The sequence below is a fragment of the Olleya sp. Ti.3.14 genome, from assembly GCF_038154885.1.
Classification (GTDB): Bacteria; Bacteroidota; Bacteroidia; order Flavobacteriales; family Flavobacteriaceae; genus Olleya.
In genome coordinates, this window is the sequence record NZ_JBAKAO010000004.1 from 15537 (window position 1) to 30803 (window position 15267).

The 15267-nt window shown below is 33.7% G+C and carries 8 protein-coding genes; all 8 read left to right on the top strand.

The features are described from left to right. Nucleotides 1-16 precede the first annotated feature (16 nt). The 8 genes from V6251_RS07445 to bglX all read left to right on the top strand — a co-directional run bounded on the left by V6251_RS07445 (nucleotide 17) and on the right by bglX (nucleotide 15262). The gene (locus V6251_RS07445; RefSeq protein ID WP_341587639.1) at nucleotides 17-2791 is read left to right on the top strand and encodes a helix-turn-helix and ligand-binding sensor domain-containing protein; all 2775 of its coding nucleotides are present in this window, start codon (nucleotides 17-19) and stop codon (nucleotides 2789-2791) included. A gap of 222 nt (nucleotides 2792-3013) precedes the next feature. Next, complete coding sequence (locus V6251_RS07450; protein ID WP_341587640.1) at nucleotides 3014-6049, top strand: SusC/RagA family TonB-linked outer membrane protein; 3036 nt, start codon at nucleotides 3014-3016, stop codon at nucleotides 6047-6049. A gap of 11 nt (nucleotides 6050-6060) precedes the next feature. Then, nucleotides 6061-7593, top strand: coding sequence for a RagB/SusD family nutrient uptake outer membrane protein (locus tag V6251_RS07455; protein WP_341587641.1), 1533 nt, complete (start codon nucleotides 6061-6063; stop codon nucleotides 7591-7593). Nucleotides 7594-7611: 18 nt separating this feature from the next. Further along, nucleotides 7612-9321 carry a LamG domain-containing protein gene (locus V6251_RS07460; protein WP_341587642.1) on the top strand — a complete coding sequence of 570 codons (1710 nt, stop codon included), beginning with the start codon at nucleotides 7612-7614 and terminating at the stop codon, nucleotides 9319-9321. A 98-nt stretch (nucleotides 9322-9419) separates the two neighbouring features. Further along, nucleotides 9420-10787 (top strand): glucoamylase family protein, encoded by a 1368-nt coding sequence (locus V6251_RS07465; RefSeq protein ID WP_341587643.1) that lies wholly within the window; start codon nucleotides 9420-9422, stop codon nucleotides 10785-10787. Nucleotides 10788-10789: 2 nt separating this feature from the next. Next, nucleotides 10790-12151 carry a glucoamylase family protein gene (locus V6251_RS07470; protein ID WP_341587644.1) on the top strand — a complete coding sequence of 454 codons (1362 nt, stop codon included), beginning with the start codon at nucleotides 10790-10792 and terminating at the stop codon, nucleotides 12149-12151. Nucleotides 12152-12162: 11 nt separating this feature from the next. Continuing rightward, nucleotides 12163-12954 (top strand): carboxylesterase family protein, encoded by a 792-nt coding sequence (locus tag V6251_RS07475; RefSeq protein ID WP_341587645.1) that lies wholly within the window; start codon nucleotides 12163-12165, stop codon nucleotides 12952-12954. Beyond that, complete coding sequence (gene bglX, locus V6251_RS07480; protein WP_341587646.1) at nucleotides 12947-15262, top strand: beta-glucosidase BglX; 2316 nt, start codon at nucleotides 12947-12949, stop codon at nucleotides 15260-15262. The genes V6251_RS07475 and bglX overlap by 8 nt, the downstream gene beginning before the upstream one ends. Nucleotides 15263-15267 lie beyond the last annotated feature (5 nt).

Sequence of the window (15267 nt, forward strand, 5' to 3'; positions counted from 1 at the left end):
TAAACGTTTAATTATAATGAAAATAAGGATATATCTGTTATTTATTGTACTAATAGCAAGTCAACTTGCTCAAGCACAATATACTCCTTATTTTGAGAATTTTTCGTTTTCGCAATATGATGCAGGAAACCAAAATTGGGGCGTTTCTAAAGCTGAAAACGGGAAAGTCTATGTTGCAAATAATAATGGTTTACTAGTATATAATGGTTTAAATTGGGAACTAAACAGCTTACCCAACAAAACTACAATCCGTTCTGTTTTAGTTGTTAAAGACAAAATATATACTGGCTCGTATGAAGAGTTTGGCTACTGGCAATACAACAACAAAGGAGAACTAATTTATCATTCGTTGTCGCATTTAATTAATCAAAACAAATCACTTAATGAGGAGTTTTGGCAAATTCTACAACACGATAACAAAATAATATTTAGATCTTTTTTAAATGTCTATGTTTTAGAAAACAATAGCATTTCAAAAATTGAATCTACTGATACAATCATCTCTTGTTCTGTATCTAACGATACGGTTTATGTTAATACATTAACCAACGGAATATTTACACTAAAAGACAATACCTTAACACCTTTTTTATTTAGCGATGATCTTGTTGACGCTAAAATTATTGGAATAGCCAACTACCAAAATAGTTTATTAATTACAACTGCTTTAAAAGGAAGCTTTACGTTAATAAATAACAACCTACAACCAACTAAGCTTCCAATTAATGATATAATAAAAAAACATCAACTTAATAGTTTTTTAAAATTAGAAAACGGAAATATGGTGTTTGGAACTATAAAAAATGGAATTTATGTTACAGACTACTTAGGGCAAGTCATATTTAATATTAATAAAGAAAATGGACTAGTTAACAACACCGTTTTAAATATAATAGCAGATAATGATGCTAATATTTGGGTTTGTTTAGACAATGGATTATCCAAAATAAATTTAAAAAACAACATAACATACTATAATGATGTTTCTGGTAAACTAGGTGCAGTTTACGATGTAATAAAGTATAATGACACCATTTATATTGGCAGCAACACAGGTCTATATTATTTAAACAATCAACATCAATTAATATTTATTGAAGGCTCTCAAGGACAAGTATGGGATCTTAAAGTGATAGATAATCAATTATTTTGTGGACATAATGATGGTACTTTTTTAGTAAAAAATAACACCATACAGTTAATATCAAACTTTACAGGAGGTTGGACAATCAAAAAAATACCTGACAACAACAGCTATGTTCAAGGTACTTATGGTGGATTAGTAAAATTTAATAAAACAGCAGAAAGCTGGTCTGCATCTTACTTAGGACAACCAACAATCCCAATAAAATATTTGGAGTTTGAAGACAAAAATAATATTTGGGCTGCACATGCTTACAAAGGCTTAATAAAAGTAAAGTTAAATAACACCTTTGATTCCATTATTGATTATAAGGAATATAACACAAATGCAACTGCTTCCGACTACAATATTAAAGTCTATAAAATTAAAAACAATATTTGCTTTAAAACCAATGATGGATGGAAAACCTACGAGCCATTGGCTGATAGCATAATTCCATATAAATTTTTAAACGACAAAATAGGTCCTCAATCTGATGTCGTGTCAGAAGACTTAACTAATAACTTGTTTTTTAAAAACCACAAAGGCATCATTCAATTTAAAGCCACTAACAACGATAAATTGGTCTTGACTAGAGATTATTATGATGACAGATTAATTGTTGGGTATGAAAACATATCACAAATTAATGACTCTATTTATGCGCTTAACTTAAATAATGGCTTTTTATTACTAAATGCAAACCAAAATTTTACCGTTAAAAAACCAGTTAAACCACTAATCGAAAAAATACAAGTAAACGACGTCAGAGTAAAGATTGACACTTCGATAATAGAGTTACCAAATAACGGAAAACTAAGCATATCCATAGCCTCTCCAAACTCTAACAATCATTTTTTTGAATACAGTTTAAGCACAAATCCTACTAAATGGGACAAAGTAGATAATGAAAACTTAGTATTGTCCAACATCAAAAATGGAGACTTTTCAATATTATTCAGGACTTCCAATAAAGCAGGTGAAACCTCTCCAGTAAAAACAATAAATCTTCATGTATTACCACCATGGTACAAGTCTAGTACAGGTTTTATAATATACGCATTAGCCTTAATTTTAGCTTTAGGTATAATGTATTTACTTCATAAAAGAAAAATGAAGAAAGAACAAAAACTACTAGAAATAGAATTTAAAAAAGAGCAACAACAGATTTTAAAAGAAAAAAATATTGAAAATGATCGTAAGATTATTAAACTTAAAAATGAATCACTTCAAAACGAAATCAAATTAAAAAGCAAGCAATTAGCAAATACAGCTATTGCATTGGTTAAGAAAAATGAAGCTTTATTGGAAATTAAAAAAGAACTTCAAATTAACGAAGGTCAGTTCCAAAATAAACAAGTTAGCAAACGTCTTCAGAAAAAAATTGATCACACCATTGGTCATAAAGACGAATGGGAAATATTTGAATATAACTTTAATCAGGTGCATGAAAAATTCTTCAATCAATTAAAAATTAAACATCCAAAACTATCGCATAAAGACTTAAAATTATGCGCATATATTAAGATGAATTTAGTAACAAAAGAGATTGCTCCTTTAATGAATATTTCTACCAGAGGAATTGAAACACATAGATATCGTTTAAAACGAAAATTAAATTTGAGCTCAGAAGACTCGCTTACAGACTATCTAAACAGCTTCATTTAAACGCATTTTTATCTAAATTATAACATAAATTACTACGTCAATACTACGTCACTATATCGTTTTAGTGTACTATTTATTGATTAATACCATGGATTACAATACGTCAACACTAGCTTTGTTAACATTAACTTAACCTTGACGTAATCAAAATGTATTTGTATTTTAAAATTAAAGATAAATAGATAGTAATTTTACTTCACTAACATTCTAAAATAAAAATACATGAAATTAAAACTTAATTTTCTATTCTTCTTTTTATTGAGCATTAGTATTTTAGCTCAAGACAAAACTGTAACAGGAGTTGTTACAAGTGCGGAAGATGGTTTACCCTTACCAAACGTTAATGTTATAGTAAAGGGTACAGCTAAAGGAACAAGTACTGATTTTGATGGTAACTATGCTATCACACTTTCTCAAGGTAATATACTAGAATTTAGTTACATTGGTTTTAAAACTAAAAATGTTACTATTGCTAATAATAACGTTATAAACATCGCTTTAGAAGTGGATGCACAATCCTTAGAAGAGGTTGTCGTTATTGGTTATGGTGCACAAAAAAAAGCCGATGTAACTGGAGCAATTACTACTATAGACTCAGAAGACATACAAAAAACACCTAACAGTAATGTAATGCAATCTTTACAAGGTAAAGTAGCTGGTGTGCAGGTAACAAGCGTTGGATCTCCAGGAGATTCGCCTTCTATTAGAATACGTGGTGTTAACTCTTACGCTGCAGGTGGAACACCTCTATTTGTTGTTGACGGAATGTTTTACGACAACATCGATTTTCTAGACAGTAGCCAAATACAAAGCGTATCTGTTTTAAAAGATGCGTCATCAATTGCTATTTTTGGAAGACGTGGTGTTAATGGTGTTATTATCATAGAAACAAATGGTGGTAAATTTGAGAAAAAACCAGAAATCACTTATAGTGGATATACAGGAATACAACATGCACAAAATGTGGTAAAAATGGCTAATGCCGAACAATTTGTAACTATGGCTTACGAGTCTGGATCAGAATCTGATATTCAATTTGTACAAAATGCAATTGAAAGATTTGGTAGAAGCAGAATCAATCCTAACGTACCAAATGTAAATACAGACTGGTATAACGAAGTGTTAAGAGACGCGACAATTACAAGTCATAATATTGCTATAAATGGTGGTAGCGAGTCTACATCTTATGGTGTCAATGCAAGTTATTTTTCTCAAGATGGTATCTTAGATATGAAAAACGAATACGAGCGTTTTAACCTTCAATCCAATCTTGATTTTAAAGTTTCAGACAGATTAAAAATTGGCGTAAATTCTATTTTTAGTAATGCTACTAAATATAATCCAGAAAATGGCGCATGGTTTCAAGCCTATTTTGCAGTGCCAATTCTTCCAGTTTATGACTATGCAAATACAGACGCATCGCCAATTCCGTTTTCAGACGCTACGCTTTTAGGTTACAGAGGATCTCAAAACCCTTTTCCTTCAATGACCTACAATAACAACCAATTAAAGATTAAAAAAATATTAGCTAGTGTTTATGCAGAGTATGATCTTGTTCCTGACAAGCTTTCTTTTAAAACATCTTACAGCCACGACTACTCTACAATAGCAGAGCGTAATGTAAGGTTACCATATTTTATTTCACAAAACTCACAAAGAGAGACGTCTTCTATAAGAAGAGCAAATCTAACCTACTCTACTCAGTATTGGGACAACACCCTTACTTATAAAGACAACTTTGGTGACCACAGTTTTAAGTTATTAGCTGGGTCCTCTTATGGTGACGAGCAAACTAATAGTTTTAGCGCTACTGGTAACGACGTACAAGGAATAGATTTAGAAAGTTCTTGGTATTTAAATTTTGCAGACCCAACCTCTTTTGCTAGTCAAGTTAACGAAATTGGAGACCGCTTTTACACTTTAGCATATTTTGGAAGATTAGAGTATAGCTTAAAAGATAAGTACTTGTTAAATGCTACAGTTAGACGTGAAGGTGATGCAAAATTTCCTAAGAAAATATGGGAAACAACACCTGCATTTGGTGTAGGATGGGTTGTCTCTAAAGAAAATTTTATGCAAAATAGTAATGTTATAGATTTTCTAAAACTACGTGCAAGTTGGGGCCAATTAGCTAATGGACAACTAGGTGGAAGTGCTGGTACCAGAACAGTATCTCAATTAACAACAGCAATCGATGACACACAAACTAATGGAATTATTAGCTCTAGCAACTTTACAGATTTAGAAAGAGAAATACTAGAAGAGACTAATTTTGGTATTAGTGCAAGGTTATTTAATAGCAAATTAACATTGGAAGCAGATTACTTTATCAGAGACACTAAAAAGCTAGTCGTTCCGGTGGATCAAGCAATTGTAAGCAACACTTTACTGGTTAATGCTGGTGAAATGAGAAACCAAGGTCTAGAAATTGCTGCTAATTGGAGCCAAACAATTAATGATAATTGGAGCTTTTCTGTAGGTGGAAACTTTGGAACTTTAGACAATAAAGTAAAAAAAATAAATACAGACCAAGGCTATTATGATACTGGTAGTGCAGAATTTAGACAAAGATTAATGGTTGGAGAGCCTGTAAATGCTTTTTATGGATGGGAAATTGACGGAGTCTATCAAAACGAAGCACAAGTAGCTGCAGATCCAACAGCTCAGTATGAGCTTTCAGAAAACAGTAACCAACTTGTACCTGGTGATTTTATTTATAAAGACCAAAATAATGATGGTAAAATTGATGCAGATGACAGAGTGGTGTTAGGGTCATATTTACCTGATTTTACATATGGTGCTAATATGCAAGTAAGCTACAAAAACTTCGATTTTTCTGTTGCAATAGCTGGACAAAGTGGTAATGAAATTTTAAACAGAAAAAGAGGTGAAGTATTATTTACTAATGACACTAACATCGATGCAGATTTTGCCATAAACAGATGGCATGGAGAAGGCACAAGTAATGACTATCCTTCTTCTGAAGGCAGAAGAAAAGGTTGGAACCAAAAAATGAGTTCTTTCTTTGTTGAAAATGGATCTTACTTCCGTGTACAAAACATACAACTTGCATACACTATCCCTTCTAAGTTAATTGACGGTAAAAACTTACCAGAAACTAAAATAACTTTTACAGCAGATCGTCCATTTACATCTTTTAGCTACAATGGATTTAATCCAGAAGTTGCAAATGGTGTAGACAGACAAACATATCCAATCCCAGCAGTTTATACTGTTGGTGTTAATATTAAAATATAAAAATGCTAAAAATGAAAAATTTAAAACAACTTTTAAAGCCACTAGCATTATTGTTAGTTGCATTTATCACCACAGTATCTTGTAGTGACAAGTTAGAGGAAAATGACGGTCAATTGTCTGCAGATGATTTAGATTTTACTGCATCAGAAGACATGATATTACCATTAATTGGTGCTTATTCTGAAACCTATTCGAGAGGCTGGGAAGATCCATTATTAATAGGCGTAAGAGGTGATGACGTAAACGCTGGTGGTGTCGGAGATGCTCAAGGAGGATTTACTAACGCTGACCTTTACAATTATGATAATGGTTATTGGATGTACAATCAAGTTTGGGAAAACTTTTATGGAGATATTACAGATATCGTAAACTCTGGAGAAACAATACTTAAATATAAAGAGTTTGCTACTGGAGACAATATAAGTTTAGCTGATCAATATATCGCAGAAACTAAAGTATTAAGCGGTTTTCAACACTTACAAATGTCACGTCTTTGGGGAGATATTTTTATTATAACTAACTCTAACGTGTCTACAGACATAGATAATGGTGTAGATACTAAAGAAGACGTTATGCTTTACGTATCAGAACTTATGGATGAAGCCATACCGTTTTTATCTGACATGAGACCAAACGAGAGAACAGATGTTCCTGGTGGAGTTACTAAATACACAGCCTTAGCCATTAAAGCTTTAGCAAATTTAGAACTTGAAAACTATCAAGCTGTTGCAGATATTACTGCAGAAATTATTAGCTCTAATAAGTTTACTTTATTTCCTGATTTTTATGAATTATTTAAAAAACCAGGAAAACTAAGCAACGAAAGTTTATTTGAATTACAATTTTCAGATTATAACACTGATACAGGTAACACAAACAACCATCTTTATGCACCTTTTGGACCTTCTAGTTGGACACCTGCAGTGTCTACAGCTTCTGGTGGATGGGGTTTTTATGAGCCAAGCTTAAAGTATATTAAATTTATGATAGATAGGGATGACGAAACGCGTCTTGTGACCAGCGTATGTTTTACACCACGTGGTATTGCAGAGATTATGCTAGATCCTAGCTACTCAACTTTACCTAGCTATATAAGTAACACAACTCCAGATGGAGACGTATTCAATGACTACACTAGAGCAATGTTTGCAAGTGGTAAACACTACTTACCATCTAACCAGTTAACTCCTGGAAGAAACGATTATGGGTCTAGTAAAAACTTTAACGTTATAAGATATTCAGAAATATTATTAATGTATGCAGAAGCTCTAACTCATGGTGCATCAGGCTCAATTATGACAGCTGACCAAGCAGTCAACATGGTTAGAAATCGTGTAGGAATGAGTCCCTTATCTGGAGTAACTACAGATGATGTAATGGATGAAAAATTTGCAGAATTGGGTATGGAATGGGGAATCAGATACTTTGATATGATTAGACTTAATAAGTATGATGAGTTAAGCTACGAAGGTAGGACATTTACCGCTCAAGACGAGCTTTTACCTTACCCACAAGCACAACTTGACTTACTTCCATTAGAATAATATTAAAATCCTTTAATCATGAAAAATATTAGTAAATATATAGTATCACTAGTTGTATTAGTCTTAATGTCATCTTGCTACGAAGGTATAGACCCATTAACAGAGGTTAATCCTGGACCAGATGCTGGAGCACCCACTGTAAATGTGATTTTTCCAACAGAAGGTACAGCAATTCAAGACATAGCAATTGAAAGCGCAATTGATATTCAGTTTGAAGTTTCGGATGATATCGAAATTCAAATCATCTCTGTTAAAGTAGATGGTAATCAAATTGCAACCTTTAATTCGTTTTTAGACTATCGCAATTTCAATGCAAGTGTACCACATAGCGGAATCACAAGTGGTGAACATACTGTAGAGGTTAGCGCTACAGATATCTCAGGAAACATAACTAGTACATTAGTTAATTTTAGCAAAGAGCCTCCTTATTCGCCTTTATTTAATGGAGAATTTTTCTACATGCCATTTGATGGAACATTTACTGAGCTGGTAACCATTACAGATCCAGCGCAAACAGGTAATCCTTCATTTGCAGGAGAAAGCTTTTTAGGTACAAACTCTTATAAAGCAACAACAGATTCTTATCTAACATTTCCTTTAGATCAAACCAATTTAGGCAACCAATTTACTGGAGCTTTTTGGTATAAAGTTAATGCTACTCCTGATAGATCTGGAATTTTAACTATTGGAGATGATGAAATAGATAGAAACCAAGGATTTAGATTATTTAGAGAAGGTAGTGCAACAGAACAACGTATCAAAATAAATATTGGTACAGGAGCTTCGGACAGTTGGAATGATGGAGGCGTAATAGATGTTACTGCTGGAGAGTGGATCCATATTGCATTTACAATTTCGGCAATAGAGAGTGTTATTTATTTTAACGGAGTACCAGTAAACACTATAGCCTTATCAAATCCTATAGACTGGACTGGATGTAATGATATTAACATAGGTGCAGGAGGTCCAACATTTAGCTATTGGGATCATTTATCGGATAATAGCGCAATGGACGAGTTAAGGTTATTCAACATAGCAATGACACAAACAGAAATCCAAAACATGATTAATGTGACTAATCCATATACACCAATCTATAATGGCGAAACATTTTACATGCCTTTTGATGGCAGTAATACCGATTTAATCACCTTACAAACTGCTTCAGAAGTAGGAACACCACAGTCAACATCTGACAGTTATTCTGGAAGCGACGCTTTTACAGCGACAACAGATTCATACTTAACATTCCCTACAAATAATCTTTTTGGTAGCGACCAATTTAGCACAACCTTTTGGTATAAGGTAAATGCAACACCTGATAGATCCGGAATTTTAACCGTTGGCGATGATGCTGATGACAGAAACCAAGGCTTTAGATTATTTAGAGAAGGTAACGCGACAGAACAACGTATAAAAGTTAATATCGGAACAGGTACTGCCGAAAGTTGGAATGATGGAGGCGTAATAGATGTTACTGCTGGAGAATGGGTACACATAGCCTTAACAGTATCTCCTACTGAAAGTAAAATTTACATCAATGGAGCCGAAACCCTAACATCTACTCTTGGAGCAAGTATTGATTGGACTGGTTGTACACAAATGGTTATTGGTGCTGGTGGACCAACCTTTGATTATTGGGGACACCTATCTGATAGTAGTCTAATGGACGAATTACGTATATATAACACAACCCTTACACAGACTGAAATCCAGTCTATGTTATAATATTTATTAATAGCACCCTTTTTATTTTGATTTAGTTCTCCTATGCTTTAGCTGTATTATGGTTTTAATACAGCTGAGGCAATTAATCTCAAAACTCAATGAAAATCCTCCCTAAACACTTTACCCTTATCTTTTTAATTTTCATAGTGTTAACAAGCTGTAAAAGTAAAAAAGAAACACCTATATCCGATTTTAAACCAATCAAATTACAATTAACAGATAACCAATTATTAGACACCATACAAAAACAAACGTTTGATTATTTTTGGGAAGCTTCAGACCCAAATTCTGGCTTAGCCAGAGAAAGAGTTCATATGGACAACATCTATCCAACTACTCCAATTAACACAGTAACAACTGGAGGAAGTGGGTTTGGATTAATGGCTATTTTAGTTGGGATAGAAAGACAATGGATTACAAGAGAACAAGCACTAGATAGATATATAAAAGCAGTTACTTTTTTAGAAACAGCCGATCGATTTCATGGTGCTTGGCCACATTGGCTAAATGGTGAAACTGGAAAAGTAATTCCATTTAGCAAAAAAGATAATGGTGGTGATTTAGTAGAAACTTCGTTTTTAATTCAAGGACTACTAACGGTTTCTGAATATTTTAAAAACGGAAACCAAAAAGAACAACAGTTAGTCAGCAGAATAGACAAATTGTGGAAAGATGTAGAATGGGATTGGTATACAAAAAATGGAGAAGATGTACTATACTGGCATTGGTCACCAGAATATCAATGGGAAATGAATTTTCCCGTGGGAGGCTACAATGAATGTTTGATTATGTATGTACTAGCAGCTGCTTCGCCAACACATCCTATCAAAAAATCAGTTTATCATAATGGTTGGGCTAAAAAAGGAGACATTGTAACATCAGACAGCATGTACGATATTCCATTGGTTCTAAATTATTACGAACATAATGACTCACCTATTGGACCATTATTCTGGGCACACTACTCCTACCTTGGTTTAAACCCTAAAATAATCAAGGATAAATATGCAGACTATTGGCAATTAACAACAAATCATGCTAAGATACATTATCAATATGCTGTTAAAAACCCTAAAAAATATAAAGGCTATGGAGATAGTCTTTGGGGACTAACATCTAGTTACTCCATGAAAGGATATTCAGGACATAGACCAGGAGCAGATTTAGGAGTCATTAGTCCAACTGCTGCATTATCTTCATTTCCCTATACGCCTAAACAAAGTATGCAAATGCTTAGATATATGTATACAAAACAAGATACTTTAATAGGCAAATATGGTCCTTATGATGCTTTTAGTTTAGAACACAAATGGTATTTGCCAAGATATTTAGCAATTGACCAAGGACCAATACCTGTAATGATAGAAAACTACAGGACAGGATTGTTTTGGAAACTTTTTATGGGTAATAAGGATTTACAAAATGGACTCGCCAAACTAGATTTCAGTATCAAAAACTCAATATAAAGATGAAAAAAATAAACCTCATATTACTTACTATAGTGCTACTGTTTTCTTGCGCATCAGACGAAGGTCCTGGTTACCAAGAACCATACATACCAAACAGTAACAATCCAGTCATCGAGCCTTTAACAGATCAAGAACTAATGGATTTAGTGCAAGAAAAAACCTTCAAGTATTTTTGGGATTTTGCAAACTCACCATCTGGAGCTGCCAAGGAGCGTTATCATCCAAATAACCCGTCATTAAATCAAAATGTAGTAACTACAGGAGGTAGTGGTTTTGGCTTAATGGCTATTATTATTGGTATTGAAAGAGGCTATATTACAAGAGACCAAGCCATACAAAGACTAACTACCATACTTGATTTTTTTGAAACCGCAGACCGTTTTCATGGCGCTTGGCCACATTGGATTGATGGAGCCTCAGGACAAGTCATCCCTTTTAGTCCTGAGGATAATGGTGGAGACCTAGTAGAAACAGCATTTTTAGCACAAGGACTAATTTGTGTAAAAGAATATTTTAAAAACGGATCAACGCAAGAACAAACCTTAGCAAATCAAGCAGATCTCCTTTGGAAAGGTGTGGAATGGGATTGGTACACACAAGGTCAAAATAAACTATATTGGCATTGGAGTCCTACAAACCAATTTGCGTTAAACCTAGAGTTAAAAGGCTATAACGAAACACTAATTGCATTCATACTTGGCGCTGCCTCACCAGAACACAGCATACCAAACTCTGTATACACAGAAGGTTGGGCATCTAATGGAAGTATAACAACTGCCGAAACACAATATAATATCCCAATAATTTTAGATCATGCAGGATCAGGCACTGGACCTTTATTTTGGGCACACTACTCCTATTTAGGACTAAACCCAACAAATTTATCAGACCAATATGCAAACTATTGGACTTTAAACAAAAACCACACAGACATTAACTACGCTTATTGCGTTGATAATCCTTTAAATTATTTTAAATATGGCACAGATTGTTGGGGTTTAACAGCCAGCTACTCACGTAATGATGATGGTACCATTGGATATTTAGCACATCAACCAGGAAACGATATTGGAGTAATATCTCCAACTGCTGCCATTAGCTCTATACCATATACACCAGAAAAATCTTTAGCAGCAATGCAATTTTTTTATAGCAAAAGTGACATTTTACTGGGACCTGCAGGTTTTTATGATGCCTTTAGCCCAAAAGATGATTATTGGGTAGCAGACGCTTATTTAGCGATAGATCAAGGTCCGCAAATAATTATGATTGAAAACTACAGGACAGGTCTGATTTGGAATCTTTTTATGCAAAATCAGGACGTTCAAAATGGTCTAAACACGCTAGGCTTTAACTATTAAAATCATTTAAAATGAAATTAAAAATAGTATTACTAATCCTTTTTGTAAGCATTACTACATTGGTTAATGCACAAACCGAAACTTTTACAGAACAATCCTACATCAAAGAAAATGATACCTTAAATTATAGGCTATTATTACCAAAAGATTTTTCCAAGGACAAACAATACCCAGTTGTTTTGTTTCTTCATGGTGCAGGAGAGCGTGGTAACGACAACCAAAAACAACTAGCACATGGCAGTAAATTATTTTTAAGTCAAACAGCTAGAGACTCTTTTCCTGCAATAGTAATTTTTCCACAATGTCCAAAAAATGACTATTGGGCTAATGCAGAGGTAGACAGGACTACCTATCCTTTAACAATTACGTTTCCATCTGACCTTCCTCCTACTAATGCATTAAATTTAGTTATGCAATTAATGGAAGATATGACTCAAAAACCTTATGTAAATAAAGACCAAATATATGTTGGAGGTCTTTCAATGGGTGGCATGGGAACCTTTGAAATTCTTTACAGAAAACCAGACCTTTTTGCAGCAGCTATAGCTATTTGTGGTGGTGGTAATCCAAGTACCGCAAAATTATTTGCCAAAAAAGTACCAATGTCCATTTATCATGGCGCAAAGGATGATGTTGTAAAACCTCAACTATCCTTAGCAATGGTTAACGCTATTTTAGAAGCAGGTGGCACACCAAACTTTACATTATACGCTAAAGACAATCACAATAGTTGGGACTCAACTTTTGCTGAAACAGAATTATTATCATGGCTATTCTCTAATACAAAATTTAAAAATGAATAAACTATTTAACTTAAAAACAGCAACTATAGTATTAGTTACTGCAACCCTTTTTTCTTGCAATACTAATAGTAATTCAACAAAAAAAAATTCAGAAAACCCTTTTGAAGCACAAGTAGATTCTATCCTAAATTTAATGACTATTGAAGAAAAACTTGGTCAACTAAATCTACCTTCATCTGGAGATATCACTACAGGAGCTTCTGAAAGTTCAAATGTTGCTAAAAATATTGAAGAAGGTAAAGTTGGAGGTCTTTTCAATATAAAAACTGTAGAGAAAATTAGAGAAGTTCAAAAAATAGCTGTCGAGAAAAGTAGACTAGGTATCCCTTTAATTTTTGGAATGGACGTTATACACGGTTACAAAACAACATTTCCAATTCCGTTAGGATTATCCGCAAGTTGGGATATGGAAATGATTGAGAAAACAGCAAGAGTTGCAGCTACTGAAGCTAGTGCAGATGGAATCAATTGGACCTTTTCTCCTATGGTAGACATCTCAAGAGATGCACGTTGGGGAAGAGTATCTGAAGGTAGTGGAGAGGACACCTATTACGGAAGTCAAGTAGCACGAGCGATGGTAAGAGGTTATCAGCAAAACGATTTGACTGCAAATAATACACTATTATCTTGTGTTAAACATTTTGCGCTTTATGGAGCCTCAGAAGCAGGAAGAGATTATAATACTGTGGACATGAGTCGTATTAGAATGTACAACGAATATCTTCCTCCATATAAAGCAGCAATTGATGAAGGTGTTGGATCTGTAATGGCATCATTTAACGAAGTGGATGGTGTTCCTGCTACCGGAAACAAGTGGTTATTAACAGATTTGTTAAGAGATGATTGGGGATTTGATGGCTTTGTCGTAACAGATTATACAGGAATAGAAGAAATGGTTTATCATGGTGTTGGAGACTTACAACAAGTATCTGCACAATCACTAAAAGCTGGCTCTGATATGGATATGGTTGCTGAAGGATTTTTAAACACACTAAAACAATCTTTAGAAGAAGGTAAAGTATCCATCAACGATATTGACACTGCTGTTAAACGTATTTTAACAGCTAAGTACCAACTAGGGTTATTTGATGATCCTTATAAATATTGTGATATAAATAGAGCTAAAACAGAAATTTTTACTCAAGAAAATAGAGATTTTGCGCGTACAGTAGGCGCAGAATCCATGGTACTTTTAAAAAATGAAAACCAAACATTACCTATAAAAAAATCTAGTACAATTGCTTTAATTGGACCATTGGCCAATACAAGCGTAAATATGGCTGGTACTTGGAGCGTTGCCACAGATCAAGAAAAATCTAAAACAGTTTTAGACGGTTTAAAATCGGTGGTTGCCGATAAAGCTAATATTTTATACGCTAAAGGAAGTAACGTAGATTACGATTTAGAACTTGAAAAAAGAGCTACCATGTTTGGGAAAGATATTCCGCGTGATGGAAGATCAGACAAACAATTATTGGACGAAGCGTTGGCAATAGCCAAAAAAGCAGATGTTATTGTTGCAACATTAGGCGAAACAGCCGAGTTTAGTGGAGAAAGCAGTAGTCGTACTAATTTAGAAATTCCGCAAGCTCAAAAAGATTTACTAAACGCCTTATTAAAAACAGGTAAACCTGTTGTCTTAGTTCTTTTTACAGGTAGACCATTAGTTTTAGTCGAAGAAAACGAAACCGTTCCTGCTATATTAAATGTATGGTTTCCTGGTAGTGAAGCTGGTTTATCAATAGCAGATGTTTTATTTGGAGATGTTAATCCATCAGGTAAACTAACAGCTACATTCCCAAGAAACGTAGGTCAAATTCCAATTTTTTATAACCATAAAAACACAGGAAGACCCTTAGGAAATAAAGAAGGTAAATTTGAAAAATTTAAAAGTAATTATATAGACGTCAGAAACGAACCTTTATACCCTTTTGGTTATGGTTTAAGCTATACCACGTTTGAATATAATAACCTAAAAATGAACAATTCCACTATCACAATGGATGGAAAAATCAACATAACTGTAGACGTAACAAACACTGGAAATTATGATGGAAAAGAAGTCATACAATTATACATTAGAGATGTTGTAGGCTCTGTAACTAGACCTGTAAAGGAGTTAAAAGGATTTAAAAAAGCATTTATTAAAAAAGGTGAAACTCAAACAGTAAGTTTTGATATTTCTATAGAAGACTTAAAGTTTTATAATTACGATTTAGACTTCGTGGCTGAACCTGGTGATTTTGAGATTTTTGTTGGTACAAATTCGGATGCATCCTTAAAGACTTCATTTAAATTAACTAAATAATTTCA